General features: G+C 72.7%; 25 protein-coding genes. 12 read left to right on the forward strand and 13 right to left on the reverse strand.

Going from position 1 to position 26,598, the window contains the following annotated elements; translation table 11 throughout:
* Positions 1-9: 9 nt before the first annotated feature.
* The 3 genes from EV684_RS20220 to EV684_RS20230 all read right to left on the reverse strand — a co-directional run bounded on the left by EV684_RS20220 (position 10) and on the right by EV684_RS20230 (position 2,591).
* Positions 10-516 carry a TRAP transporter small permease gene (locus EV684_RS20220; protein WP_132649153.1) on the reverse strand — a complete coding sequence of 169 codons (507 nt, stop codon included), beginning with the start codon at positions 514-516 and terminating at the stop codon, positions 10-12.
* 23 nt (positions 517-539) lie between these two features.
* The gene (locus tag EV684_RS20225; protein WP_165908550.1) at positions 540-1,514 is read right to left on the reverse strand and encodes a TRAP transporter substrate-binding protein; all 975 of its coding nucleotides are present in this window, start codon (positions 1,512-1,514) and stop codon (positions 540-542) included.
* Positions 1,515-1,631: 117 nt separating this feature from the next.
* Positions 1,632-2,591, reverse strand: coding sequence for a LysR family transcriptional regulator (locus EV684_RS20230; protein ID WP_132649154.1), 960 nt, complete (start codon positions 2,589-2,591; stop codon positions 1,632-1,634).
* 210 nt (positions 2,592-2,801) lie between these two features.
* Between EV684_RS20230 and EV684_RS20235 the strand changes: the two genes are divergently transcribed.
* The 7 genes from EV684_RS20235 (at position 2,802) to EV684_RS20265 (ending at position 10,442) form a co-directional block, all read left to right on the forward strand.
* On the forward strand, positions 2,802-3,263 hold the full coding sequence (locus EV684_RS20235; RefSeq protein WP_132649155.1) for a tripartite tricarboxylate transporter TctB family protein: 462 nt from the start codon (positions 2,802-2,804) through the stop codon (positions 3,261-3,263).
* 13 nt (positions 3,264-3,276) lie between these two features.
* Positions 3,277-4,791: a tripartite tricarboxylate transporter permease gene (locus tag EV684_RS20240; protein WP_132649156.1), complete on the forward strand. Its 1,515-nt coding sequence runs from the start codon at positions 3,277-3,279 to the stop codon at positions 4,789-4,791.
* A gap of 294 nt (positions 4,792-5,085) precedes the next feature.
* A complete protein-coding gene (locus EV684_RS20245) occupies positions 5,086-6,678 on the forward strand; it encodes an MFS transporter (protein ID WP_132649157.1) in 1,593 nt (530 codons plus the stop codon).
* A gap of 61 nt (positions 6,679-6,739) precedes the next feature.
* Complete coding sequence (locus EV684_RS20250; RefSeq protein WP_132649158.1) at positions 6,740-8,377, forward strand: gamma-glutamyltransferase family protein; 1,638 nt, start codon at positions 6,740-6,742, stop codon at positions 8,375-8,377.
* On the forward strand, positions 8,377-9,282 hold the full coding sequence (locus EV684_RS20255; protein WP_132649159.1) for a DMT family transporter: 906 nt from the start codon (positions 8,377-8,379) through the stop codon (positions 9,280-9,282). The genes EV684_RS20250 and EV684_RS20255 overlap by 1 nt, the downstream gene beginning before the upstream one ends.
* 19 nt (positions 9,283-9,301) lie before the next feature.
* Positions 9,302-10,090: an SDR family NAD(P)-dependent oxidoreductase gene (locus EV684_RS20260; protein ID WP_132649160.1), complete on the forward strand. Its 789-nt coding sequence runs from the start codon at positions 9,302-9,304 to the stop codon at positions 10,088-10,090.
* A 13-nt stretch (positions 10,091-10,103) separates the two neighbouring features.
* Positions 10,104-10,442: a thioredoxin family protein gene (locus EV684_RS20265; RefSeq protein WP_132649161.1), complete on the forward strand. Its 339-nt coding sequence runs from the start codon at positions 10,104-10,106 to the stop codon at positions 10,440-10,442.
* On the opposite strand, the gene EV684_RS20270 is transcribed toward EV684_RS20265, so the two are convergent.
* From EV684_RS20270 to EV684_RS20310, 9 genes are all read right to left on the reverse strand, one after another.
* The gene (locus EV684_RS20270; protein ID WP_132649162.1) at positions 10,443-11,801 is read right to left on the reverse strand and encodes a vWA domain-containing protein; all 1,359 of its coding nucleotides are present in this window, start codon (positions 11,799-11,801) and stop codon (positions 10,443-10,445) included.
* A complete protein-coding gene (locus EV684_RS20275) occupies positions 11,794-12,888 on the reverse strand; it encodes an AAA family ATPase (RefSeq protein WP_243651231.1) in 1,095 nt (364 codons plus the stop codon). Before EV684_RS20275 ends, EV684_RS20270 begins: the two co-directional genes overlap by 8 nt.
* Positions 12,889-12,933: 45 nt before the next feature.
* On the reverse strand, positions 12,934-13,905 hold the full coding sequence (locus EV684_RS20280) for a hypothetical protein (protein ID WP_132649164.1): 972 nt from the start codon (positions 13,903-13,905) through the stop codon (positions 12,934-12,936).
* 262 nt (positions 13,906-14,167) lie between these two features.
* Positions 14,168-14,704, reverse strand: coding sequence for a hypothetical protein (locus EV684_RS20285; protein ID WP_132649165.1), 537 nt, complete (start codon positions 14,702-14,704; stop codon positions 14,168-14,170).
* A 289-nt stretch (positions 14,705-14,993) separates the two neighbouring features.
* A complete protein-coding gene (locus EV684_RS20290; RefSeq protein ID WP_132649166.1) occupies positions 14,994-15,392 on the reverse strand; it encodes a polyhydroxyalkanoate granule-associated phasin in 399 nt (132 codons plus the stop codon).
* Between the two features lie 5 nt (positions 15,393-15,397).
* The gene (locus EV684_RS20295) at positions 15,398-15,976 is read right to left on the reverse strand and encodes a hypothetical protein (RefSeq protein ID WP_132649167.1); all 579 of its coding nucleotides are present in this window, start codon (positions 15,974-15,976) and stop codon (positions 15,398-15,400) included.
* Positions 15,977-16,060: 84 nt separating this feature from the next.
* On the reverse strand, positions 16,061-17,263 hold the full coding sequence (locus tag EV684_RS20300) for a GGDEF domain-containing protein (protein WP_132649168.1): 1,203 nt from the start codon (positions 17,261-17,263) through the stop codon (positions 16,061-16,063).
* Between the two features lies 1 nt (position 17,264).
* Entirely contained in the window at positions 17,265-20,441 is a 3,177-nt protein-coding gene (locus EV684_RS20305; RefSeq protein WP_132649169.1) for an efflux RND transporter permease subunit, read from the reverse strand.
* 8 nt (positions 20,442-20,449) lie between these two features.
* Complete coding sequence (locus EV684_RS20310; RefSeq protein WP_132649170.1) at positions 20,450-21,580, reverse strand: efflux RND transporter periplasmic adaptor subunit; 1,131 nt, start codon at positions 21,578-21,580, stop codon at positions 20,450-20,452.
* A gap of 224 nt (positions 21,581-21,804) precedes the next feature.
* On the opposite strand from EV684_RS20310, the gene EV684_RS20315 reads away from it, so the two are divergent.
* The 4 genes from EV684_RS20315 (at position 21,805) to EV684_RS20330 (ending at position 24,339) form a co-directional block, all read left to right on the forward strand.
* A complete protein-coding gene (locus EV684_RS20315; protein WP_132649171.1) occupies positions 21,805-22,266 on the forward strand; it encodes a tellurite resistance TerB family protein in 462 nt (153 codons plus the stop codon).
* Positions 22,263-22,706, forward strand: a complete 444-nt coding sequence (locus EV684_RS20320) for a DUF3574 domain-containing protein (protein ID WP_132649172.1) — start codon at positions 22,263-22,265, stop codon at positions 22,704-22,706. Before EV684_RS20315 ends, EV684_RS20320 begins: the two co-directional genes overlap by 4 nt.
* A 97-nt stretch (positions 22,707-22,803) precedes the next feature.
* Positions 22,804-23,433, forward strand: coding sequence for a CDP-diacylglycerol--serine O-phosphatidyltransferase (pssA, locus tag EV684_RS20325; protein WP_132649173.1), 630 nt, complete (start codon positions 22,804-22,806; stop codon positions 23,431-23,433).
* Positions 23,434-23,520: 87 nt separating this feature from the next.
* A complete protein-coding gene (locus EV684_RS20330) occupies positions 23,521-24,339 on the forward strand; it encodes a ChaN family lipoprotein (RefSeq protein WP_132649174.1) in 819 nt (272 codons plus the stop codon).
* Here the strand turns inward: EV684_RS20330 and EV684_RS20335 are convergent, their stop codons facing one another.
* Entirely contained in the window at positions 24,340-25,599 is a 1,260-nt protein-coding gene (locus tag EV684_RS20335) for a TetR/AcrR family transcriptional regulator (RefSeq protein ID WP_132649175.1), read from the reverse strand. It abuts the gene before it with no gap.
* Positions 25,600-25,792: 193 nt separating this feature from the next.
* Between EV684_RS20335 and EV684_RS24610 the strand changes: the two genes are divergently transcribed.
* On the forward strand, positions 25,793-26,584 hold the full coding sequence (locus tag EV684_RS24610; RefSeq protein ID WP_132649176.1) for a Crp/Fnr family transcriptional regulator: 792 nt from the start codon (positions 25,793-25,795) through the stop codon (positions 26,582-26,584).
* Positions 26,585-26,598: the final 14 nt, after the last annotated feature.

The raw sequence follows: 26,598 nt of genomic DNA on the forward strand, positions 1-26,598 counted from the left end.
GCCCGTGCTTCATTCGGTGGCGGCAACCGGGCCGCCGCCCGGTGTCGGGTCCAGCCCGCGCAGCAGTCGCACCAGGCGCTCGGCCAGCAGCGCCGCCAGCAGCGTCAGCCCGATCGGCATGCACAGCTGCGGGATCCACATCGGCAGTGCCAGCATGCCCTGCGCGACCTCGTCGTACTGCCAGGAGTCGTAGACGAAGACCGCGGCGTTCCAGGCCGCCCAGGCCGCCAGGCCGAAGCCGATGGCGCTGGAGACGGTGTCCAGGACACGCGCGGCGCGCAGCGGCAGCCGCTGCAGCACCAGCGTCACGCGGATGTGCTCGCCGTGGCGCATCGCGTAGGGCAGGGCGAGAAAGGCCGAGGCCGCCATCGACCAGGCGGCGAAGTCGTCGGCCGCCGGGATCTGGCGCCCGAGCAGCCGGGCGACGATCTGCGCCGTGATGACGACGCCGATCATCGCCAGCGCGACGGCGGCCGCGGCGCCGGCGACGGCGCACAGTCGGTCCAGGAGCTTCATCGCCGGCTCGGTCGCGGCCGGGCTCAGCGCTGCACCGACTCGAGCACCTTGGCGCCGTCGGCGCCGGCGCGCTTGAGCCATTCCTCGCCCATCGTGCGGCCGATCTTGGCGAGCTCGGCGGCGATCGCCGGCGGCACCGGCTGCACCTTGACGCCCTTGCTCGCCAGCGTCTGGGTCAGGCCCGCGGTGCGCTCGCGTGCGGCCTGCCAGCCGCGTGCCTCGGCGCGCTGGGCGGCGGCGAGCACCGCCTCGCGCTCGGCCGCCGGCAGCGACTGCAGCGCACGCTTGTTGGCGATGACGATGCTCTGCGGGATGAAGGCCTGGGCGTCGTAGTAGTGCTTGACGTAGTCCCAGGCCTGGGTGTCCACGCCGGTGGCCGGCGAGGTGATCATCATGTCGACGACGCCGGTGGAGAAGGCCTGCGGCACCTCGGCGGCCTGGATCGTCGTCGGCACCGCGCCCATCAGCGTGACCATGCGCGTCGTCGAGGCGCTATAGGCGCGGAAACGCACGCCCTTGAAGTCGGCCATCGACGCCACCGGCACCTTGGTGTAGATGCCCTGGGGCGGCCACGGCGCGCCGTACAGCAGCACCACGCCCTGCTTGTCCAGGCGCTGCGCGATCTGCGTGCGCGCCGCCTTCCACAGCTTCTCCGAGGCGTCGAACGAGGTCGCGACGAAGGGGATGCTGTCGACCTCGAACATCGGGTCCTCGTTGCCCAGCGCCGACATCAGCACCTCGCCGACCGGCACGATGCCCTGCTGCACGCCGCGCTTGACCTCGGGGCGCTTGAGCAGCACCGAGTTCGACTGCACCTTGAACTCGAGCCGGCCGCCGGTGGCCGTCTTCACGTCGTCGGCGAACTGGCGCAGGTTCTGCGTCAGGTAGTTGGCGTCGGGCTGCTCGGCCGACACGTTCCAGGTCGTGGCGGCCTGGGCGTTCAGGCCCAGCAGGGCGGCAGCGGCGGCGGCCGCGACGGCGAATTGGCGTCGGATCATCGGAGAGAACCTCGTCGGTGGGTGGAACCCGGCGTTCGCGGCCGGCCTGCGGCACGCGCCGTCGGCGCTGTCGCGGACTCTCGGGCAAGCCCGGCCCGCTGTCCAACGAGAAATCCTTTAGCCCGGCGACAACATTTGCTGATCGTCGAAAGGCTCGGCCAGCGAGCGCACCCACGGCGCACCCTGCTGCGCGCAGTAGGCGCGCACGACCTCGGCGGTGAGCTGCTGCGCCGCGCGCACTGCCGGCGAGGCGTCGGCGGCGCTGATCGCGGTCACCGTCATCGCCGGCAGCGCCGGCCCGGCGCGCTGTTCGAGCTCGCCGCTGTGCAGCCATTCGCGCACGAACACCGGCGGGATCGCGGCGATGCCGTAGCCGTCGCGCACCAGCTGGATGATCGACTCGACCGACGGGAAGTTGCAGACCCGCGGTTCGACCCGGCGGTCGGCGAACAGCGCGCGCACATGCGCCTGCGGGCTGGACGTGCGCGAGAAGGTCAGCAGCGGCACGCTTTCCAGGTCGTCGAGCGTGAGCCGGCCGTGGCGGCGCAGCAGCTCGGGCCGTGCGATCCAGTGCAGCGGGAACTCGCACAGCGGCGTCACGCGGTGGTCCAGCGTGCCCACCGCCGGTGCGTACGGGTCGTTCTGCACCATCACGTCGAGCTTGTGCTGGCGCAGCTGCTCCTGCAGGTTGCGCGCGGTGTCGACGGTGATGTCCAGGTCGATCTGCGGATGCTGGCGCGCCAGCTGCTGCACCAGCGGCGACAGCCAGGTGCGCACCACCGACTCGATGACGCCGATGCGCACGCGGCCGGCCGGCGGCGCCTCGGGCCGGGTCGAGGCCAGCAGCGCGCGCTCGAGTTCGAGGATGCGTTGCGCCTGGCGCACCACCTGCTCGCCGGCGGCGGTGAGCTCGAGCCGGCGCGAGCTGCGTTCGACCAGGTCGACGCCGAGTTCGTCCTCGAGGCTGGCGATGCGCTGCGAGATCGCCGCCTGCGTGGCGTTGAGGACCTGAGCGGTCTCGCGGAAGCTGCCGACACGCGACAGCACGACCAGGGTTTCGAGGAAGCGGGTGTTCATGGGCGTCGGTGCGGCCGCGGCGATGCCGGTCAGGGCCGGGAAGAGGACCGGGAAGAGGGCCGGGAAGAGGGCCGGGAAGAGGGCCGGGCCCCGCACGCTGGTAGCAAGTCGCGTGCGGGCCGCCGCCGCGCCAGCTTACGTGATATCCACATCCGCGCACCGAGGGCCGGCTGCCAGAATCCGCCACGCTTTGGCTGGAGGAGACAAGCCTTGAAGATCAAGAGCCAGAAAGATTTCTGGTCGGGCCTGATGTTCGTCGTCGTCGGGGTCGGTTTCGCCTGGGGTGCCCAGGAGTACAGCTTCGGCAGCGCCGCGCGCCCGGGGCCGGCGTATTTCCCGTTCGGGCTGGGCATCCTGCTCGCGATCCTGGGTGCGATGGTGCTGTTCAAGGCGCTCACCATCGCCACCGAGGACGGCGACCCGATCGGGCGCTGGGCGTTCAAGCCGCTGTCCATCGTCGTCGGCTCGGTGGCGGTGTTCGGCTGGACGCTGCCGAACCTGGGCATGTTCATCGCGCTGCCGCTGCTGGTGCTGATGTCCTCCACCGCGGGCGACGAGTTCCACTGGCGCGACGCGCTGATCAACGCCGTCGTGCTGACGGTGGGCTGCTGGGCGATCTTCATCAAGGGCCTGAGCCTGACGATCCCGCTGTGGCCGGCGTTCATGGGCTGAGGAAGGCGACAAGATGGACCTGTTGAACAACCTGGCGCTCGGCTTCGGCGTCGCCTTCACCTTCCAGAACCTGGCCTACGCCTTCGGCGGGGCGCTGCTGGGCACGCTGATCGGCGTGCTGCCGGGCCTGGGCCCGGTGGCGACGATCGCGATGCTGCTGCCCAGCATCTACTCGCTGGACGCGACGCCGGCGCTGATCATGCTGGCCGGCATCTACTACGGCGCCCAGTACGGCGGCTCGACGACCGCGATCCTGATCAACGTGCCCGGCGAGTCCAGCTCGGTGGTCACGGCGATCGACGGCTACCAGATGGCACGCCGCGGCCGCGCGGGCGCGGCGCTGGCCGCCGCCGGCCTGGGCTCGTTCTTCGCCGGCTGCGTGGGCACGATCATCATCGCCGCCTTCGCGCCGCCGCTGACCGAGCTGGCCTTCAAGTTCGGCCCGGCCGAGTACTTCAGCCTGATGGTGCTGGGCCTGATCGGCGCCGTCGTGCTGGCCTCGGGTTCGCTGGTCAAGGCGATCGCGATGATCGTGCTGGGCCTGCTGATCGGCCAGATCAACACCGACGTCATCTCGGGCGTGCCGCGCTACAGCTTCGACATTCCCGAGCTGACCGACGGCATCGGCTTCGTCGCCATCGCGATGGGCGTGTTCGGCTTCGGCGAGATCATCGCCAACCTCGGCCAGCCGGCCGAGAAGCGCGAGGTCTTCACCAAGGACGTGAAGGGCCTGTGGCCGACGAAGCAGGACTTCAAGGACGCCTGGCCGGCGGTGCTGCGCGGCACCTCGCTGGGTTCGATCCTCGGCGTGCTGCCCGGCGGCGGCGCGCTGCTGGCCTCGTTCGCGGCCTACACGGTCGAGAAGAAGATGGGCGTCAAGCCGGGCGAAGTGCCGTTCGGACGCGGCAACATCCGCGGCATCGCCGGCCCCGAGAGCGCCAACAACGCCGGCGCCCAGACCTCGTTCATCCCGATGCTGACGCTGGGCATCCCGCCGAACGCGGTGATGGCGCTGATGGTCGGCGCGATGACGATCAAGGGCATCCAGCCCGGCCCGCAGGTGATGGCCAGCGACCCGCAGCTCTTCTGGGGCCTGATCGCGTCGATGTGGGTCGGCAACCTGATGCTGGTGATCCTGAACCTGCCGCTGATCGGCATCTGGATCAAGCTGCTGACGGTGCCCTACCGCTTCCTGTTCCCGGCGATCATGGCCTTCTGCTGCATCGGCCTGTACACGCTGAACAACAACAACTTCGACGTCTTCATGGGGGCGGGTTTCGCCGTCGCCGGCTACGCGTTCTACAAGCTGGGCTGCGAGCCGGCGCCGCTGCTGCTGGGCTTCATCCTCGGGCCGATGATGGAGGAGAACCTGCGCCGCGCGCTGCTGCTGTCGCGCGGCGACTGGGGCACCTTCTTCACGCGCCCGCTGTCGGCCGGCCTGCTGGTCGCGGCGGTGCTGATGGTCATCGTCGTCATGCTGCCGTCGATCAAGTCCAAGCGCGAAGAGGCGTTTCAGGACGCGGATTGAGGACGTGAAAGGGTCCCTGCGGACCCTTTCTCGCCTCAATCCGAGGGCGAGCTCCGCGAGCCCGCGGCCTGCAAGGCGATTGAGGACGTGAAAGGGTCCCTGCGGACCCTTTCTCGCCTCAATCCGAGGGCGAGCTCCGCGAGCCCGCGGCCTGCAAGGCGATTAGTTCGGGCGCTCACCCGATCTAGCAACGAGGCCCCGCGGGGCCTCGTTTTCGTTCGGCGCGCGTCCCTGCACGCGCCTCGGAAAGGCGAGGGCCGTTAACCTCGGCGCCTCGCTGCCGTCTCCCGACTCTTGAAACTCCCCGCCGCACTCGCCCCGCTGGAAGGCCCGGTCTTCCGCGGGCTGTGGTTCGCCTGGCTGGCGGCCAACATGACGATGTGGATGAACGACGTCGCGGCCGCCTGGCTGATGACGACGCTCACCGCCAGCCCGGTGATGGTGGCGCTGGTGCAGACCGCCTCGACACTGCCGGTCTTCCTGCTCGGCCTGCCCAGCGGCGCGATGGCCGACATCGTCGACCGCCGGCTGTACTTCGCCGCCACGCAGCTGTGGGTCTCGCTGGTGGCGCTGCTGATCGCCGCGCTGGCCGTCGCCGGCCTGCTGACGCCGTCCATGCTGCTGCTGCTCACCTTCCTCAACGGCGTCGGCCTGGCGATGCGCTGGCCGGTGTTCTCGGCCATCGTGCCCGAGGTCGTCGACCGCGACCGCCTGCCGGCGGCGATGGCGCTCAACGGCATCTCGATGAACATGTCGCGTGTCATCGGCCCGGTGGTCGCCGGCGCGCTGCTGGCCAGCACCGGCACGGCCTCGGTCTTCGTGCTCAACGCGGTCCTGGCCGGCGTGGCCTTCGTGCTGATCCTGCGCTGGCGCTCGGTGCCGCGCATCAGCGCGCTGCCGGGTGAACGTTTCGTCGGCGCGATGCGCGTGGGCCTGCAGCACGTGCGCCAGTCGCCGCGCATGCGCGCGGTCATCGTTCGCGTGTTCCTGTTCTTCCTGCAGTCCAGCGCGCTGCTGGCGCTGCTGCCGCTGGTGGCCAAGGGCCTGCACGGCGGCGGCGCCGGCACCTTCACGCTGCTGATGGCCAGCCTGGGCGCCGGGGCGATCTTCGCCGCGCTGATGTTCCCGCGCTGGCGCCGGCGCTTCAACCGCGACCAGTTCGTCACCACCGGCTCGCTGATCCAGGCGCTGGCCGCGGCGCTGGCGGTCTGGGTGTCCGAGGTCTGGCTCGCGGTGCCCGCGGTGTTCGTCGCCGGCATGGCCTGGATCTCGACGGCCAACACGCTGTCGGTCTCGGCGCAGCTGGCGCTGCCGAACTGGGTGCGCGCGCGCGGCATGGCGGTCTACCAGATGGCGCTGATGGCCGGCACGGCCTTCGGTGCGATGGCCTTCGGCAAGCTGGCCGGCCTCGTCGGCGTGGCCGAGTCGATCGCCGCGGCCTCGGTCTTCGGCGTGCTCGTGCTGGCCTGGTCGCGGCGCTGGTCGGTCGAGGGGCCCGACGTCGACTTCTCGCCGGCCGTGCCGCGTGCCGCGGCCGAGCCGGCGATCGCCATCGAGCCCGGCGACGGCCCGGTGATGGTCACCGTCGAGTACCAGGTCGACGACGCCGACGTGCCCGAGTTCACCGCGCTGATGCAGCTCACGCGCGCGGCGCGGCTGCGCCAGGGCGCGCTGTCGTGGGCGCTGTTCCGCGACACCGCGCAACCGGGCCGCTGGGTCGAGCACTTCGTCGACGAGAACTGGATCGAGCACCAGCGCCGGCTGGAACGTTTCACCGCCGAGGACGCCGGGCTGCGTGCGCGCCGCACGGCGCTGCACCGCGGCGGCGAGCCGCCGCTGCTGCGGCGTTTCGTCGCCGACCGCGAGGCGCCGCCGCACCGCGCCTGACTTGACGACTGGCGAAGCCCCCGGCTCGCGCCACGCCGCCGCTGCTGGAGACAATCACCCGATGGACTTCGCCTCGCCCGACTTCTTCGACTGGAACGCCGGCTACGCCAGCCGGCGGCTGCCGGTGTTCGCGCGCAACCTCGTCGCCACCTCGCATCCGCTGGCCGCGCAAGCCGGGCTGCGCATCATGGCCGCCGGCGGCAACGCCGTCGACGCGGCGGTCGCGACGGCGGCGGTGATGACCGTCGTCGAGCCCTGCAGCAACGGCCTGGGCTCCGACGCCTTCTGCATCCTCTGGGACGGCGAGCGCCTGCACGGGCTGAACGCCTCGGGCCGCGCGCCTGCGGCCTGGACGCCGGAGTACTTCCGCCGCCGCCACGGCGACGGCGCGGCGACGCCGCCGGTGCGCGGCTGGGACGCGGTGACGGTGCCCGGCGCGGTGTCGGCCTGGGTCGCGCTGGCCGAACGTTTCGGCCGCCTGCCGCTGGCCCAGCTGCTCGAGCCCGCGGCCGAGATCGCCGAACGCGGCTACGCGGTGCCGGTGGTCGTCGGCGAGAAGTGGGCCGCGGCGGCGCAGGTCGGCTCGCTGGTCTCGCAGCCCGGTTTTGCCGAGACCTTCCTGCCGCGCGGCCGCGCGCCACGCATCGGCGAACGTTTCACGCTGCCGGGCGCGGCGCGTGCGCTGCGCACGATCGGCGCGACGCGTGGCCAGGCCTTCTACGGCGGCGAGATCGCCGCGGCCCTGGTGCGCCAGTCGCAGGCCCAGGGCGGGGCGCACACGCTGGCCGACTTCGCCGGCTACCGGCCCGAATGGGTCGAGCCGATCGCGATGGACTATCACGGCGTCACGCTGCACGAGATCCCGCCCAACGGCCAGGGCATCGCGGCGCTGATCGCGCTGGGCATCCTGCGCCACGTCGACCTGACCGAGCACGACGCCGACAGCGTCATGGCCCGCCACCTGCAGATCGAGGCGATGAAGCTCGCCTTCGCCGACGTCTACCACCACGTCGCCGAACCCTCGGCGATGGCGCTGTCGGCCGCCGACCTGCTGTCGCCCGGCTACCTGGCCGAACGCGCGAAGCTGATCGACCCGAAACGCGCCCAGGACTTCCGCGCCGGCAACCCGGCCAAGGGCGGCACGATCTACCTCACCGCCGCCGACGAGAGCGGCATGATGGTCAGCTTCATCCAGAGCAACTACATGGGCTTCGGCTCGGGCGTCGTCGTGCCCGAGTGGGGGCTGTCGCTGCAGAACCGCGGCCACGCCTTCAGCCTGGACGCGGCCAGCGCCAACGTCGTCGCGCCGGGCAAGCGCCCGTTCCACACCATCATCCCGGGTTTCGTCACCGCCGGCGGCCGGCCGCTGATGAGCTTCGGCGTGATGGGCGCCAACATGCAGCCGCAAGGCCATCTGCAGACCCTGCTGCGCATGGTCGACTGGTTCCAGAACCCGCAGGCCGCCTGCGACGCGCCGCGCTGGCGCTTCAACGCCGGGCTGGAACTCAACGTCGAGGCGGCGATGGACCCGGCCGTCGTGCAGGGCCTGGCGGCGCTGGGCCACCGCCTGGACGTCATCGACGACAGCTACCAGGACTTCGGCGCCGGCCAGTTCATCTGGCGCCTGGGCGACCCGGCGGTCGAGGGCTACGTCGCCGCCAGCGACCCGCGCCGCGACGGCCTCGTCGCCGGCTTCTGATGAGTGTCCTGCCGCGCGCTGCCGCGCCGCATGCCGTCGGCAGCGGCCTGGCACTGGCCGCCGCCGGTTCGGTGGCCTTCTCGGGCAAGGCGATCATCGCCAAGCTGGCCTACCGCCACGGCGTCGACGCGATCACGCTGGTGATGTACCGCATGCTGTTCGCGCTGCCGCTGTTCATGGCCATCGCCTGGTGGGCCGGGCGCGGCAAGCCGGCGCTGGCGCGGCGCGACTGGGGCGTGGTGCTGGGCCTGGGCTTCAGCGGCTACTACCTCGCCAGCACGCTGGACTTCGCCGGGCTGCAGTACATCAGCGCCAGCCTGGAGCGGCTGATCCTCTACCTCAACCCGACGATCGTGCTGTTCCTGGGCGTCGTGTTCTTCCGCCAGCGCGTGACCTGGCGCCAGCTCGCGGCGCTGGCGGTCAGCTACGCCGGCGTGCTGCTGGTCTTCGGCCACGAGGTGACGCTGTCGGGGCCGCAGACGGCCCTGGGCGCGGCGCTGGTCTTCGGCAGCGCGGTGAGCTACGCGATCTACCTCGTGGCCAGCGGCGCCGAGGTGCGCCGGCTGGGCGCGATGCGGCTCACCGGGCTGGCGAGCTGCGTCGCCTGCGTGCTGTGCATCGCCCAGTTCCTGGTGCTGCGGCCGCTGTCGGCGGCCGAGGTGGCGCCGGCGGTGCTGTGGCTGTCGGTGCTCAACGCCACCGCCTGCACGGTGGCGCCGGTGCTGATGGTGATGATGGCGATCGAACGCATCGGCCCGACGCTGACGGCGCAGACCGGGATGATCGGGCCGCTGTCGACGATCCTGATGGGCGTGGTGCTGCTCGACGAGCCGTTCAACGGCTGGATCGTCGCCGGCACCGCGCTGGTGCTGGCCGGCATCACGCTGCTGGCACGCGCACGCTGAACTTGGGAAGGAAGAGCACATGGACCTGGGAATCGCAGGACGCTGGGCGCTGGTCTGCGCCGCCAGCAAGGGGCTGGGCAAGGGCTGCGCACGCGCGCTGGTCGGCGAGGGCGTCAACGTCGTCGTCACCGCCCGCGGCGCCGAGGTGCTGGAGGCCACCGCGGCCGAACTGCGCGTGCTGAACCCGGCGGTCGAGGTGCGCGCGGTGGCCGGCGACATCACCACCGAAGCCGGCCGCGCCGCGGCGCTGGCCGCTGCGCCGCAGGTCGACATCCTCGTCAACAACGCCGGCGGGCCGCCGCCGGGCGATTTCCGCCAGTGGGAGCGCGAGGCCTGGATCGCCGCGATCGACGCCAACATGCTGGCGCCGATCGCGCTGATGCGCGCCACCGTCGACGCGATGGCCGAGCGCGGCTTCGGCCGCGTCGTCAACATCACCTCGGGCGCGGTGAAGGCGCCGATCGACGTGCTGGGCCTGTCCAACGGCGCCCGCTCGGGCCTCACCGGCTTCGTCGCCGGGCTGGCGCGCCAGCCGGCGCTGGCCGGGCGCAACGTGACGATCAACAACCTGCTGCCCGGCGCCTTCGACACCGACCGGCTGCGTGGCACGCTGGCCGCCGGCGCCGCCAAGAGCGGCCAGCCGCTGGAGGCCGTGATCGAGGCCCGCCGGCGCCAGGCCCCGGCCGGGCGCTTCGGCAGCGCCGACGAGTTCGGCGCCTTCTGCGCCTTCGTCTGCAGCGCCCAGGCCGGCTTCTTCACCGGCCAGAACCTGCTGCTCGACGGCGGCGCCTACCCGGGCACGTTCTGAGCCCCGAGCCACCATGACGACCCCCGACACCCTGCCCGTCGACCGTGAACCGACACGCGCCGAAGTCGACGCGCTGGATGCACCCGTCGTGCTCGAGTTCGGCACCGGCTGGTGCCCGCACTGCCTGGGCGCGCAGCCGGCCATCGGCGCCGTGCGCGCCGAGTTCCCGCAGATCGCCCACCGCCAGGTCGAAGACGGCCGCGGCCGGCCGCTGGGGCGCTCGTTCGCCGTCAAGCTGTGGCCGACGCTCGTGTTCCTGCACCGCGGCCGCGAGGTGGCGCGGGTCGTGCGCCCGCAAGCCGAGGACGAGCTGCGCCGCGCCTGGCAGGCGCTGGCCGACGCGGCAGCCTGATCAGTCGAGCACGAGCTTGCGGCCGAACGGCGCCTGGGCGTGCGCGTCCTTGGCCGTCACCGCCCAGACCACCGGCCAGTGCGGGCGAAAACGCGCCGGGCCGTCCAGGTCGGTCAGCACCACGCCGATGTCCGGCAGGTGCTTGTCGGCCTCTTCCAGCAGCGGCGTGAAGTCGGTGCCGCCGCCGCCCTGGAACTCGATGCTGCGCAGGTCCGACTGGCCGGGCTTGAAACGTTCGACACGCTGCACGCGTTCGTCGCCGACGATCAGCACCAGCCCGGTTTCCAGCCGCCGCGTGATGGCCTCGATCTCGCGCGCGAAACGTTCCATCAGCGCGTCCTCGATCGAGCCCGAGACGTCGACGACGACCGCCAGCCGCGGCACGCGTTTGCTCTGCGCTCGGCCGGGTTCGAAGGGCATGCGGCGCGAGCCCATGCGGCCCTGGTTGGCGATGTAGGAGCGTGAGGGGCGCGACCACGAGGTCTCGGCGCTGGGCGCCAGCGCGCGGCCGAGCTGCATGCGCAGCACCTGCTCCCAGGGCGTGCGTGTCTTGGGCAGGTCGGCCAGCAGCGTGCGCAGCATCGAGTGCGCGCCGTCGCCGGCGTGGGCGCGTGTCAGGCGCTCGCGCCACTCGCGCGAGGCTTCGGCCTCGTCCTCGGGGCTGCCGGCGCCGTGGCGGCCGGGCAGCAGGTCGGGCACCAGGCCGCGCGCCAGCGCGCGTGCACGCCCCGAGCGCGGGCCGTCGGAGCGTTCGCCGCGGCCGTCCTCGCTCTCCTTCGAGGACGTGGCGCTGCTGCGTCTGGAGGCCTTGCCGTCGTCGCCGCCTTCCTGCTGCTTGTGCCCCTGGCGCCTGCCGTCGCGGCCGTCCTGGCGGCGATCGTCGATCTCGCGGTACAGGCGTTCGACGTCCCATTCGAGCAGCGCCTTCTCCAGCGTCGTCTCGATGCCCAGCGAGGTGGCGAGCAGCCGATCCAGCGTCACCGCGCCGGCCGCAAGCTCCAGCCAGCTCAGGTGGCTGAGCGTGCTGTCGACGATCGCGTCGGCGCAGAGGTTGAACAGCGGCAGGTCGACGTCGCCCACCACCTGCTGCAGCTCGGTGTAGCGCTGGGCGTGGCGCAGCGCGACGTGCAGCACCTCGTGGGCGACCAGCCCGGCCTGCTGCGGCAGCGTCAGGCACTCGAACGACGGCCCGTACCAGATCGTGTGGCCGTGGGTGGCGATCGTCGGCACCGGCTCGTCGGCCGAGCGGTCACGGTGCTGCGCCCACAGCGCCAGCCCGCCGGTGGACGGCGCGAACTCGACCAGGCGCTGCACCGCGCGTGTGCCGCGGTGCAGGTGTACCGATGCCGGTTCAGGCATCGTGGCCTTCGCGCTGGCGGCGTTCGCTGTAGCGGCGGTAGGCCGGGCTGTCGAGGATGGTGCCTTCCATGCCGCCTTCCAGCGCCTTCTGCATCAGCAGCTCCATCGCCAGCGTCTGCGCCTCGCGGATCGGCAGCGCGACCTGGCTGCGGGTGTCGGGCAGCTGTTCGATGATCTCCAGCGCGCGGTCCAGCGCCCGGTCGTCGTTGGCCGCGGCCAGCAGGCCGTAGATCATCCCGTACAGGCCGTCCAGCGTGCGCGGCAGCAGCGCCGCGGTCTCCTCGCCGGGGCGCGCGGCCAGCAGCCTGACGACGTCGGCGCCGGACTGGATCTCGCGCAGCACGCCGAAGAACTCGGCGGCGTTGGCCGCGCCGATGCGGCCCTGCACGAAGACGCGCCTGGCGGCTTCGCCGAGGCCGCTCTTGAGCACGTTGGACACGTCCTCCCAGCCGCGCGGGCTGGCGCCGATCAGGTGGTCGGCGGCGAGCTGGGCCTGGGTGTCGTCGAGCTTGTCGGGCCGCACCTTCAGGTAGGCCATGACCTCGGGCGCGAAGTCGTTCGCGACGGCGTGCTGCAGGAAGGCCTCGACGACGGTCTGCACGTTGAAGTGGAACATGCGGTCGGCCAGCGCCGTGCCCATGTCGTGGCAGACCGCGCCGTGGAAGCTGGCGTTGCCGGCGGCCACGACCATCCAGCCCGGCGGCAGCTCGTAGCGGCCGACCCGCCGGTCCAGGATCAGCGAGTAGGCCGAGACCTGCAGCCGCTGGTCGGCCGCGGTGAGCTCGTCGAGGAAGAGCAGGCCGGCGGGCTGGTCGGCCTGAGGCAGGAACTCGGGCGGGAACCAGACCGTCTTCTCCAGCCGGTCGTCGGCGTAGATCGCGCCGCGGATGTCCACCGGCTCGATCGTCGTCAGGCGCAGGTCGATCAGCGGCACGCCGTGGTGCTCGGCGACCTGGCGCACGATCGACGACTTGCCGACGCCGCGCGTGCCCCAGAGCATCGAGGCGCGGCGGCGCAGCACGGGGTCGCCGAACTGCTCGACCAGCGCGGACTTGGCCGCGGTGATCGAGACCGGGGGGATGTTCATCGGGTTGCCGAGCATCGTGGGGCGTTCGTGTCGTGAAGAGGTCGATCAGGCCGACGCGGCCTGCGCTTGCGGCTCCCAGGAACCGGCACGTGCGAGCAGCGGCACGGGCGGGATCTCCAGCCGGGGCATTTCGCCCATGCAGAAGAACAGCATCAGCAGGAAGGCCGGCGAATGGAAGACCAGCATGCGCCAGACCGAGTTCTGCGCCAGCTCGATCAGCGGCACCGTCGCGGCGCCGGCGATCAAGCCGATGCTGACCAGCAGCGGCACCGCGCGGCGCAGCGTGACGCGCCAGCGTTCGCGGTTCATCGTCTCGTGGAAGGCCTGCGGCGTGCCGGCCAGCGTGCGCGCCAGGTGGTCCAGCGTGCGGGCCAGCTTGTGCTCGGCGTCGCGCGTGCGTTCGGCGCCGGCGCCCTTGAGCCGCAGGGCGCCGCCCCAGCCTTCGCGCAGCCGGGCGATGCAGGTCCAGGGCCAGCCCAGCACCGCCAGCAGGTCGTCGGGCAGCGCCATCGATCGGCCGGGCAGCGGCATCAGCTCGAGGTCGGCGTTGACGCCCGAGACGCCCGAGACCTTGAGCTTGAGCGCCAGCCCGCCCACGCGGGCACTGGCCTCGGTCAGGATGACCTCGCTGCTGCCGTCGCCCGAGCGCCGGGCGCGGTACGACAGCGCCGCCTGCCAGCCCCGGCCGTGCAGCAGGTGGCGCTGCAGCGGCACGGCGGCCACGCGTTCGGCCAGCTCGGCGACGTCGGGGCCGTCGGCGACGAGCACCGCCTCGAGACCGTCACCGGCACGCAACCGGCGCGTGACACGCTGGTCGTCGGCGGCGAAGCTCTCGAGTTCCAGCGCCTCGTGCAGCGCCAGCGGCTGCTGCGGCCCGGGGGCGTGCTCGACGGGCCTGAAACGCAGCCGGCGCGCGATGCGGTCGCTGGCGGGCAGGTCCACGCGCAGCCCGCGTCGGCTGAACGGGGCGACGAGTTCGAGGATCTCGTGGTGGGTCAGCGGGACGGGGGTGCTCATCGGCTCACCTCGGGCGCGAAGGGTCGGCCGCTGCAGGCGCCCGACGGCGTGCCGCCAAGGCAAGCGGCATACCGCACCGGCGCCCGGGCGCGAAATGCGCGGATTGTGCCGTTGCCGCCGTGGCCGTGCAGCTTCTCGTCTTCGCTGGTTTGCAAGCCCGATCACCTGTGCCACGCCCTCGCGCGGCCGCTTCGTGTCCAGAGCGCGAAGCCTCCCGGCAGACCCCGATGCGTGGGTTGAGGGCGGTCAAGCGGGCGCCGGATCAGGCTTCCCGCAGCACACGGCGCATCACCAGCCCGGCGCGGCGGCGCGCCTGGGTGGCGGCGATCGTGTAGTCGCGCTCGGCTTCGGCGCGCAGCGCCTGCGCGCGTGCCAGCGCCTGCTCGAAACGTTCGAGGCTGTAGGTGTTCTCGCTGCCGATGTGCACGCTGGTGCGGCGCGACGGCGCGCCGAACTTCGGCAGCAGCACCGACAGCACCGCGGTACGCGTGCCGCTGCCTTTCTTGGTGCGGATGATCGGCCCGGAGATGCCCGGAGGCAGCGCGCTGCTCTTGTGCGCACTGGGTGCGCGCTGCAGCGTCACCGGCGCCGGCAGCGCGGCGATGCGGCGCATCAGCTCGCGCGTCGCGAGATCGAAAGCCTGGCGCGCGCCGCTGCCGTCGCGCGTGTGGTCGGAAAACAGCCGCGTGCCCTGGTAACGCACCTGCCAGCCGTGCGTGGCACGCGTGTCGATGCGCTGGATGCCTTGCGGCACCAGGAAACGTTCGCCGTTGAAGAGGACGAGTTCGCGGTACTTCATGGCCTGTCCGTGCGGCTCATTCTGCCGCGCCGCGTGCCCGGCCGCGATGTCCTCTCGCGCCCCGTGGATGCGTGGATTTGTCCCCGCTGGACGGGTCATTTCGACATTTCACCGTCACACGGCCGCGCTACGATGCACAGCATTCAAGGCACGAAACCGACCGCACATTGGGCGGAACCGGGAACCCGTGACCCAGTGCCTGGAATCCCGACTCGAAGCGCCGCCACGGCCCCGCCACTCGACAAGGGACGAGCCCGCAGCCGCCAGACGGCGAGCGGGCTTTGTTTTTTCAGCGTCTGCCGCTGCGGCCCAGCCGTCTGGCGTTGGCCACGGCCTTGCGGTGCACCGGCGCCAGCCCGGCGGCCAGCACCTCGTGCGCGGTCTGCTCCCAGTGGCGGCGCATGCCGGCGGCGCCGCCGCCCAGCCAAGGCATGAACGCGGCCTGCCAGCAGGCGATGGACAGGCGCTGCTGCGCCATCAGCATCTGCCAGCCCATCGCGGTCCAGGCGTGGGCGAAGGCGACACCTTTTTCGCTGACCATGCCACTGAACTCGCGCCGGTCGCGTGCCCCGGGCATCGGCCCGGCCAGCGCCATGCGCGTCAGGCGATGGCCGACCACGGCCGGCACCGCGACGGCGAGTTCACCGACCTGCCGCGCCAGACGGGCCTGATGACGGTTCGCGGCCATTCGTTTCAGCTCCGCGTGAAGGCCGTGCGCCGCCGCCAGGCGCCCAGCAGCGCCAGCCCCGCGGCCAGCGACAGCGCCGGGGCCGGCTCGGGCACCGGGGCCAGCGCCACGTCGATCGACACCCGGGTTCCCGGCTCGAAGCCGAGGCCGGAGCCGTCGTAGAACACGCTGTCGGCGTCGAAGCTCAGGCCGACCTCGTCGGTTGCGAAGCTGGAGGCCGGGTTCAGTGCCACGCCGGCGATGCGCTGGCCCGCGAGCCCGGCGAAGTCGAAACCGAAGCCGTTGAAGCCACCGCCCGCGGCTTCGCCGCTCTCGCGGTAGACGAGGTCGATGGTGAAGGCGGAGACGTCGACGTCGGAGTTGATGAGGTCGTAGCCGCCCAGGGCGCTCAGCGAACCGGCCGGGAACTCGATGCCCGCGCCGACGGTGGCGCTGGCCGGCACGGTGAAGCGGAACGGCTCGGACGGCAGCAGGCAGCAGTAGCCGGTGATCGTCACCTCGCTGCCGTCCAGCCCGGCCGCGGCGGCGGGCAGGGCGGTGGCCAGGGCGGCGGCCAGCGCCACGGCGCTCGGGGTTCGGTGCATCGTGATCTCCTCGGGTGCGGCGACGGGACACGCCGGCCACATCCCCCCGGCACGCGCCGTTCCCGCCCGGCCGAACGGCCCGGTTCAGGCCGGTGCTTCGGCCGCGGCGGGGGTGTCGCCGCCGAGTTCGTGCCAGCCGACGACGGTGTCGCGGCCGCGCTGCTTGGCGGCGTACATCGCTTCGTCGGCGCGGCGGATCAGCAGCCGGCCGTCCGGCCGCTCGCCGGCGCCGCAGCCGGCGTAACCGATGCTCAGGGTCAAGGCCTCGCAGCCCGCGGGCACGGCGATGCGCTCGCTTGCCAGCCGCCGCGTCAGGCGGCGCAGCAGCCGCGGCGCCTGCTGCGGGGCCAGCCCGGGCAGCATCAGCACGAACTCCTCGCCGCCCCAGCGGCCGCAGCGGTCGGTGTTGCGCAGCGTCGCGGCGATCACCGCGCCCAGGCGGCGCAGCACCTGGTCGCCGGCGGCGTGGCCGCCCAGGTCGTTGATGCGCTTGAAATGGTCGACGTCGACGAAGGCCAGCGTCAGCGGATGGCCCAGGCGCGCGGCCGCGGCCAGGCCGAGCTCGAGCTCGGCCTCGAAGGCGCCGCGGCGCAGCGTGCCGGTCAGCGTGTCCACACGCGCGACCTCGCGCGCGGCGACGACCTGGCGGCCGAGCATCATGCCCAGCCAGGTGATGTGGAAGATGCCCGAGACGATGGCAAACGGGATCAGCGAACGAGCACCGCGCACCGGGTCGACCTCGTAGCGGCTGGGCACGACCTCGGGCTGCAGCGTGATCTGCACCAGGAAGGCCGCCACCGGCAGACTCATCAGGGCGAAGGGCAGCAGCGGCAGCCAGCCGTAGCGGCCGAACTCGACCAGGATGCCGGCGCGCAACCGGACCAGCGGGCCGATCAGCAGCAGCAGGAAACAGCCCTGGTAGACCGCCAGCCGCAGCAGCTGCTCGCCGCCGGCCGGCAGCGGCAGCCACATCACCGCGGCACCGGCGGCGAAGATCCCGAGCCACAGGCGGGCGTGACGCGGGCGCCGGTGCACGAAGGCGTCGGCGCCGCAGCACACCAGCGTCGCGCTGGCCAGCCCCAGCGTCATGATCCAGGGCGCCACCGGCCCCAGCGCGCCTTCCTGGCCGACGTGCAGCCAGGCGGTCGCCGCGTCGCTGGCACACAGGGCCAGGAACAGCAGCGCCGTGAGGCGCTCCCGCGGCATCAGCGCCGCGATCAGTGCCCAGCACAGCGCGAACAGCGCGAGCTGGATCAGCGCCAGCGCCAGCGCGAGTTCGTAGGCCACCTCAGGCGCCAGCGCCGCGGCGGCGGGCCAGACGCCAGACGAAACGCAGCCCCAGCAGCGTCACCACCGCCTCGGCCAGCGTCGTGACGAAGGCCAGCGCCGGGTGCCGGCCCTCGGCGCGGCGGCGGAACTTGGCCAGCGCGCGGTCGCGCGAGGTCTCGATGCTGTCGTAGAAGCTCGGGATGACGAGCAGCGTCAGGAGCGTGCTGGTGATCGTGCCGCCGATGATGGCGACGGCCATCGGGCGGTAGAACTCGCCGCCTTCGCCGACGCCGACGGCCACCGGCAGCATGCCGGCGATCAGCGCCAGCGTCGTCATCAGGATCGGCCGCAGCCGCTGGCGGCCGGCGGCGGCCAGTGCCTCCTCGCGGTCCAGGCCCTCGGCCTCGCGGGCCCGCGCGGCGTCCAGCAGCAGGATCGCGTTCTTGGCGACCAGGCCCATCAGCATGATGACGCCGATGAAGCTCATCAGGTTCAGCGTGCCGTCGGTGGCCAGCAGCGCCAGCACGACGCCGATCAGCGACAGCGGCAGCGACAGCATCACCGCCAGCGGCGTCGTGAACGAGCCGAACTGCATCACCAGGATCAGGTACATCAGTCCGATGCCGGCAAAGAGCGCCGTGCCCAGGTCGCGGAACACCATCTCCTGGTCGCGCGAGGTGCCGGCCAGCTCCAGCGCGTAACCCGGCGGGAAGTCCATCGAACGCGCGATCTTCAGCGCGTCGGCGGTCACCTCGCCGGCCGAACGCCCCTGGGCGTTGGCGGCCACCGAGATCATGCGTTTGCCGTCGGCGTGCTGGATCTGCGAAGGCCCGCGGCCGACGGTCACGGTGGCGATCTGCTCCAGCGGCACCAGCATGTTGGCGCCGCTGACGGCGATCGGCAGGCGCTCGATGTTGCCGGCGTCGACGCGGTCCTCGGGGTGCAGGCGCACCGCGACGTCGCGCGTCTCGCCGCTGGGGTCGATCCAGTCGCCGGCCTCGACGCCGGCAAAGGCCACGCGCAGCGCCTGTGCCGCGTCGCTGGCCGAGATGCCCAGCGTGTTGGCCAGGCCCCGGTCGAGCTCGATCTTCAGCTCCACCTGCGGGTCCTGCTCGGACAGCGCCACGTCCACCGCGCCCGGCACCTGGCGCAGCCGGGCCATGAACTCGTTGGTGATCTCCAGCAGCCGGCGCGAGTCGGGGCCCGAGAAGCGGATCTGCACCGGCTTCTGCGCGCCGTTGTTCAGGTCGTCGATGACCGCGTACTCGGCGCCGACCAGGCGCGAGACGCGTGCGCGCAGGTCGGTCGCGATCTCGGTGCCCGAGCGGCGGCGCTCGGTGCTCTTGCCGATGTCGACGAAGACGCGGCCGCCGTTCGGGTTGACCGAGCTGTTGGTGGCCACCGTCTCGGGCATCTCGCGCGCCAGCGCGGCGGCCGCCTCGACCTTCAGGCGGGCGTATTCCAGGCTGCTCGACGCCGGCGTGCGCACCTCGACGGCGATCGTGCCGACGTCCGAGGTCGGCAGGAAGCTCGTGCCGCCGAACTTCGCCTGCAGCGCCAGCGCGCCGACGAAGCTCGCCACCGCGAACACCGTCATCCAGCGCCGGTGGTGCAGCGCCCAGCCGACGACGCGCGAATAACGTTCGGCCAGCTCGTCGAACCAGGCGTTGAGCCGCGCCAGCTTGGCTTCGATGCCGCGTTTGGGCTCGAGGTGCCGCCCCGGCGGGTCGCCCCAGTAGGCCGAGAGCATCGGGTCGAGCGTGAAGCTGACGAACAGGCTCACCAGCACCGAGGCGACGACCGTGAGGCCGAAGGGCCGGAACCACTCGCCGGCCAGCCCGGGCATGACGCCGATGGGGATGAACACGGCCACGATCGAGAAGGTCGTCGCCGTCACCGCCAGGCCGATCTCGGAGGTGCCTTCCAGCGCCGCCGAGATGCGGTCCTTGCCCATCTCCAGGTGGCGCACGATGTTCTCGCGCACGACGATGGCGTCGTCGATCAGCACCCCGATGGCCAGCGACAGGCCCAGCAGGCTCATGAAGTTCAGCGTGAAGCCGCAGGCCCAGACCGCGATGAAGGCCGCGAGCACCGAGGTCGGCAGCGACAGCGCGGTGATCAGCGTCGAGCGCCAGCTGTTCAGGAACAGGTAGACGACGAACACCGTCAACCCGGCGCCGAAGACCAGCGCGTGGATCACGTTGTCCAGGCTGCTCTGCGCCTCCTCGCCGCCGTCGCGCGTGACGGTCAGCGTCGTGCCCTCGGGCAGCGTCTTGCGCACGTCCTCGGCGACGCGGCGCACCTCGTCGGCGACGCTCACCGTGCTGGCTTCGCGGGTGCGCGTGATCGACAGGCCGACGTTGGGGTTGCCGTTGCGGATCGAGCGGCTGGTCAGCTCGGCGTAGCCGTCCTCGACGACGGCCACCTGCGCCAGACGCACCAGCTCGTCGCCGCGGCGCTTGATGACGATCTGGCCGAAGTCCGCCGGGTGCTCGATGCGGCCGACGAGGCGGATGCTCTGGTCCTCCAGCGTGCCGCGCACCTTGCCCACCGGCGCGGTGGCGTTCTGCGCGCGCAGCGCGGCCACCACCTCGGTCACCGAGACCTCGTACTCGCGCAGCTTCTGCGAGCGCAGCAGCACCGAGAGTTCACGCGACAGCGCGCCGTTGACGTTGACCACCGCCACGCCCGGGATCGCGCGGAAGCGGTCGGCGAGCTGGTCCTCGGCCAGGCGCGAGATCTCGGCGTGGCTTTGCGTCGTCGACGACAGCGCCAGCTGCATGATCGGCTGGGTGTTCGGGTCCAGGCGCTGCAGCACCGGCTCTCGCATCTCCACCGGCAGCTTGTGGCGCACCGAGCCGATCGCGTTGCGCACCTCGTCGGAGGCGAGCACCAGGTCCTTGCCGAAGTCGAAGATGATGACCAGCGTCGCGCTGCCTTCGGCCGAGGTGGAGCGCAGCTGGTCGACGCCGGAGATGCCCTGCAGCGCCTTCTCGATGCGGTCGACGACCTCGCGCTCCACCGTTTCGGGCGACGCGCCGGGGTAGGGGATGGTCACCGCCAGCACCGGCTGCTCGGCGTCGGGCAGCTGGTTGACCTTGAGCCGCGACAGCGCGAGCAGGCCCAGGGCCATCATCGCGATGATGACGACGACCATCGCCACCGGCTTCTTGACGCTGAATTCGGACAGCAGCATGCCGCGCCTCACTTCGCGGCCGAAGCCGCGGCGGCGCTGGCGGCGGCCGCCGGCTTGAGCTCGTAGCCCTGGCCGGGCGTCATCGTGCGCGACGGGTTGCGCAGCACCCGGTCACCGGCGGCCAGGCCCGACAGCACCGGCGTCAGCCCGGTGCGCGCGTCGCGTTCGCCGAGCTTGACGGCCACCCGCTGCAGCGTCTTGCCGTCCAGGCGCCAGACGGTGGCGGCCTCGCCGCTGCGCACGATGGGGCTCTCGGGCAGCATCAGGCGGTCGCTGCTGCCGGTCTCCACGCGTCCTTCGGCGAACAGGCCGGCCACACGCGGCGCCTTCGCGTCGTCGGCGAAGTCGACGATCAGCGCCACCTGGCGCGTGGTCGCGTTGGCGGCGGCGTCGATGCGGCGCACGCGGCCGGCGAACTCCTCGTTGCCGTAGCCGTTGACGCGAAAGCGCACCGTCTGCCCGGTCTTCAGCTCGGCCACGCGGTCGGCCGAGACCAGGCCCTCGAAGCGCATGCTCGCCGGGTCGATGACCTTCACCAGCTCGCGCCCGATCTGCACCGTGTCGCCCACCGAGACGCGGCGCTCGCTGACGACGCCGTCGAACGGGGCGCGCACCAGCGTGCGCGTGACCTGCTGGCGCGCCGACACCGCGCGGGCGCGTGCGGCGACGAGCTCGCTCTGCGTGGTGTTGCGCCGGATCTCGGCGTCTTCCAGCGCCTGCGTGGAGATCATGCCCTGCTGCTGCAGCGTCTTCAGGCGCTGCACCTGGCGCTCGGCCTGCTCCCAGGCCTGGCTGGCCGAGCGCACCGACTCCTCGGCCGAGGTCAGGCTCTCGCGCAGCGCGGTGTCGTCCAGGCGCATCAGCAGGTCGCCGCGGCGCACCGCCTCGCCGTTGTCCTTGAGCACCTGGACGACGACGGCGGCCACCTCGGCGGCCAGGTCGGCCCGGCGTTCGGGCTGGATCGAGCCGGTGATCACCGGGCCGCCGGCGATGGCGCTGGACTGCACGGTGACGACGTCCTCGGGGGCGATGTACAGCGTCGGCGCGGAGGCGGCCGCGTCGGCGGCTTCGGGCTTGGCGGGTTTGCCGCAGGCGGCGAGCAGGCAGGCGAGGCAGACGGCGGTCAGGACGGGTCGCATGGACATCGGCGTGGGCCGCCGGCAGGCGGCATCGGTCTCGGCAAAAGCCGCGAGCGTAACGTCAGCCGGCACCCGTGCGGGTGCGGCTGCGACGAACGGGGGGTGGGCTGGCGCCGGGGGGCCGCGCACGCGACGAACCGGGCGCACGCCTGGCACGGCGGGGGCATCGCCGGCCGCGGTACCCTTGGCGCCTGCGCCTCCGTGGCAGGCGCTGCCCCGACACGATGCTCAAGACCCTGAAGGACCTGTTCGACGCCGTGGCCCCGCGCCGCGACGCTCCGGCGCGCGACGACGCCCACACGCTGCAGCTGGCCTGCGCCGCGCTGCTCGTCGAGGTGATGCGCTCCGACCCCGAGATCTCGCCGGCCGAACGCGCCGCGGTGCTGGCGACGCTGCGCGCGCAGTTTGCGCTGGCCGACGACGAACTCGAGCGCCTGGTCGAACTCGCCGAACGCGCGGTGGCCGGGGCCAGCGACCTGTTCGGCTTCACCTCGGCGATCAACGAGGCCTGGGAGATGGAGCAGAAGATCGCCATCGTCGAGGCGATGTGGCGCGTGGCCTACGCCGACGGCGTGCTCGGCGCGCACGAGCAGCACCTGCTGTGGCGCATCGCCGACCTGCTGCACGTGCCGCATGGCGCCTACGTGCACGCCAAGCGCCGCGCGCGCGAGGCCGCCGGCGCATGAAGGCCGCGGCGCTGCTGGCCGCCACGCTGCTCGCGGCGGGCACCGTGCAGGCGCGCCCGGCCGCCGTGCCGTCGGACCGCCAGGTCGCCGCCAGCGCCTGCGCCGGCGTGCCCGGCGGGCGCGTGTGGCGCCGCACCGAGCTGTATTTCGGCCGCTCCGGCCCCGGCGGCCCGGTCGACGACACGGCTTTCGCCGTCTTCGTCGACCGCGTGGTGACGCCGCGTTTCCCCGACGGGCTGACCTTGCTGGACGGCCGCGGCCAGTACCGCGAGTCGCCCGAAGCGCCGATCGGCCGCGAGGCCAGCACCGTGCTCGTGCTGCTGCACCCCGGCGGGCGCGAAGCCGGCGCGCGCATCGAGGCCATCCGCGCCGCCTACAAGGCCGAGTTCCGCCAGCGTTCGGTGCTGCGCGTGGACCGCGCCGCCTGCGTCTCGCTGTGAGCCCGCGGCACGGCGCCTGACCCGAGCCGGTGCGGGGTGGCGCGCGGCCCCCGTACACTGGGGCCCTGGCCGCGCGCGACGGTGGCCGAGATCGCCCATGACGACGTCCCTTCCGCCCAACAAACCCTTTTCGATGATCCGCGAGTTCCATCTCGCGGACTGGTTCACCCTCGGCAACGCGATCTGCGGCATCGGGGCGCTGTTCTCGACGATGACCTATCTCGAGACCGGCGACGTGCTGCACGTCTACTTCGCCGCCGCGCTGGTGCTCGCCGCCCTGGTCTTCGACGTGCTCGACGGCCGCATCGCGCGCTGGCGACAGAAGAGCTCGGCGATGGGGCGCGAGCTCGACTCGCTGGCCGACGTGATCTCCTTCGGCGTTGCGCCGGCCATCATGGCCTACGGCGTCGGCATGCAGGGGCTGTACGACCGCATCGTGCTGGTCTACTTCGTCGCCTGCGGCGTGTCGCGGCTGGCGCGCTACAACGTCACCGCCGAGGCGCTGTCCGAAGGCACCGGCAAGGTCAAGTACTTCGAGGGCACACCGATCCCGACCTCGATCCTCATCGTCGCGATGCTCGCCGTCGCCGCCGCGCTGGGCCACGTGCGCCAGGACCTGTGGTTCGGCAGCTTCCAGGTTGCCGGCTTCACGCTGCACCCGCTGGTGCTGGTCTACGCGCTCTCGGGCTCGCTGATGATCAGCCGCATCCGCATCCCCAAGCTCTGACACCACTGCGGCGGGCGCTGGCGCCCGTCGACACCTCCCCGCGCCAGCCGCCGCCAGCCGTTCACGTTCGTCCCCGAGGATCCTGCCGTGACCGTCCTGACGCCGTCCGTCTCCCGCCTGCGCAGCGCCGCAGCCGTCTTTGCCGCCTGCGCCGCGCTCGGCGCCCATGCCGCGCCGCCGCTGCTGCCCCAACGCCCCGTCGTGCTGCTCGGCGAGGTGCACGACAACGCCGCCGCGCACGCGCTGCGCCTGGCCGCCTTCGAGGCCGTGCTGGCGCGCGGCGAGCGCCCGGCGCTGGTGATGGAGCAGTTCGACCGCGAGCGCCAGGGCGCGCTGGACTCCGCACGCGCGGCCGGTGGCGACGCCGACGCGCTGATCGCCGCGGCCGGCGGCCCGGGCTGGGACTGGAGCTTCTACCGCCCCTTCGTCGCTGCCGCCTTGCGCGCCGGCGTGCCGATCGTCGCCGCCAACGTCTCGCGCGCCGACGCCCGCCTGGTGATGCGCGAGGGCCTGGCCGCGCAAGGCTTCGACGCCGACGTGCCGGCGCCGGTGCTCGACACGCTGGCCGGCGAGATCGAAGGCTCGCACTGCGGCCAGCTCGACGCCGCGATGGCGCGCCGCATGGCGCTGGCCCAGGTCGCGCGTGACCAGAGCATGGCGCGTGCGCTGGAGGCCCACGCCGCCGGCGGCGCCGTGCTGCTGGCGGGCAACGGCCACGTGCGCACCGACGTCGGCGCGCCGCGCTGGCTGAGCCCGGCGACGCGGGCGCGCTCCGAGGCGATCGGCGTCGTCGAAGCCGGCGACGGCACGACGGCTTTCGACCGCCGCGTTGAGGTGCCGCGCCAGAACCGCCCCGACCCCTGCGCCGCGATGCGCGCCGCGCCGGCGGCCTCGGCCGCGGGCTGATCAGGCGGGCGGCGCCAGCAGGCCCTCGAACAGCGGCTGCAGCATCAGCCGCTCGACGTCCTCGGCGCCGGCCTCGGGCACCCACAGCGGCAGCTCGGCGCCGGCGTTGACCACCGCCAGCACCATCTCGGCGGCCAGCGCCGGGTCCAGCGGCCGGATCGAGCCGTCGACCATGCCGGCCAGCAGCAGCTCGGCGCAGCGTGCCGCCAGGCGTTCGCCTGTGCGCTGCACCCGTTCGCGCTCGGCGGCGTCGGGCAGGGCGCTGGTGGCCGAGGCGCGCAGCAGCGGCCCCTGGGCCGACAGCTGGAAACGCGCCATCGCCCGCGCCGCCGCGCCGGCGCGTTGCCAGCCGCTGCCCGGCGCCGCCTCGGCGGCGCGCAGCGCCGCGCGCTGCAGCTCGAAGCTGCGGTCGAAGCAGGCGGAGATCAGGTCGTGCTTGGTGTCGTGGCGGTGATAGAAGGCGCCCTTGCTGAGGTGCAGCCGCGCGGCGATGCGCTCGACCGACGCGCCGCGGTAACCCTGCTCGTTGACCAGCGCGGTGGCCGCCTGCAGGAAGGCCTCGGCCGCGGCGTCGTCGGCCGGCGGCGCCAGCACGATGGCCGGCCGCTCGGCCACCTGGGCCCAGCGTGATCCCGGCGCCGCCAGCCCGTGCACCAGCAGCTCGGCCACACGCGCCGCGGCGCGTTCGTAGCACTCCAGTTCGTGGCGCACGATCCAGCTGCGCAGCCAGTTGGCCACCGACAGCACGACGTGGCCCCGCGCGTTGCGCTCGGCGCGCGACAGGCGCGGCGCGTCCTCGGCGTCGAGCAGCGCGCGCACCCGGCGGTACATCGTGTTGTAGGCCGCGAACACCGGCTCGGCCTGCGACTCGGGCAGCGCGCGCACGTCGTTGAAGGCCACCAGGTCCGGGCGCCGGCCGGCGTGCACCTCGGCCAGCCGGGCGGCAAAGCCGCAGAAGAAGCGCCGCAGCCGCGCCTGCAGCGCCGGCTCGGCGGCGGCCTCGGCGGCGAGTTCGTCGACCGCGGCGATGGCGCGCAGCAGGCAGGCCGCGGCCAGTTCCTCCTTGCGCCGGAAGTAGTGCGTCAGGCTGTTCGTCGCCAGCCCGACGGCGCCGGCGATGTCGGCCAGCGTCGCGCCGCGCAGGCCTTGTTCGTTGAAGCGGCGCGCCGCGGCGTCCAGCAGCGCCTCGCGGCGGCGCGTGCCGTGCGGGGCGTGGGCGGACGCGGCGTCGGGCGGCGTGGAGGCGGTGGTGCCGGGCATGGCGCAACGATGCCGCCCGAGTTCCGTGCCGCGCCCTGTGGTTTGTGCCGATGTCGGGTTTTCGAGGGTCCGGGTATGGTCGCTGCCGCGGTCGTTTCCTTGTCTTTCTCTCGCTTGATCGGGGGCAACAAGGCCCCGGCCGAAAAACGGGTTTGTCCAGGCGGCAGGTGCCGCCGGTGCCGGAGACCACGCGATGCTGACTGCCGAACCGATCGAGCTGCCGCTGCTGCGCCGCCCGCTGCCCGCCTGGGCGACGCTGCCGGCGCACCAGGAACTGCGCCTGGGCGAGAAGGCCGCGCTGCAGGCCGGCCCCTGGTTCGCCGGCCTGTCGCCGGGGCTGCGCGACGCGATCCTGTCGCGCGGCCAGGTGCGGCGCGTGGCCGCCGGCGTGCGCATCGGCAGCCGCGGCGACCTGTCGGCCTGCTGGTTCGGCGTCGCGCGCGGCGCGGTGCGGCTGGGCACGGCGCTGTCCGACGGCCGCAGCTTCACGCTGGACTTCGTCGGCCCCGGCCAGTGGTTCGGCGACATCGCCGCCATCGACGACCGGCCGTCCGACCTGGACGCCGTGGCCCACATGCCGTCGACGCTGGTGGTGCTGGCCAAGCCCACGCTGCGCGAGCTGATGGACCAGCACGCCGAACTGCGCGACGCGCTGCTGCAGCTGAACTGCCAGCGCCTGCGGCGCATGTTCCGCCGCTTCGAGGAGCTGCACACGATGCCGCTGGCCCAGCGCCTGGCGCGCCAGGTGCAGCGGCTGGCACGCCAGTTCGGCCACGACGGGCCCGAAGGCACGCGCATCGAGCTCGACGTCTCGCAGGCCGAACTGGCGGCCAGCGTCGGCGGCAGCCGCCAGCGCGTGAACCGCGCCTGGCGCGCGATGCTGCAACAGGGCCTGGTCGAACGTTCGGGCTCGCGCCTGATGGTCGTCGACGAGGCCGGCCTAGCCCTGGTGGCCGCGCACGGGCTGGAAGACTGCCCCGAATGAGCTTAGTGTCGGGG

The sequence above is a fragment of the Rubrivivax gelatinosus genome (assembly GCF_004340905.1).
Lineage (GTDB): Bacteria > Pseudomonadota > Gammaproteobacteria > Burkholderiales > Burkholderiaceae_C > Rubrivivax > Rubrivivax gelatinosus.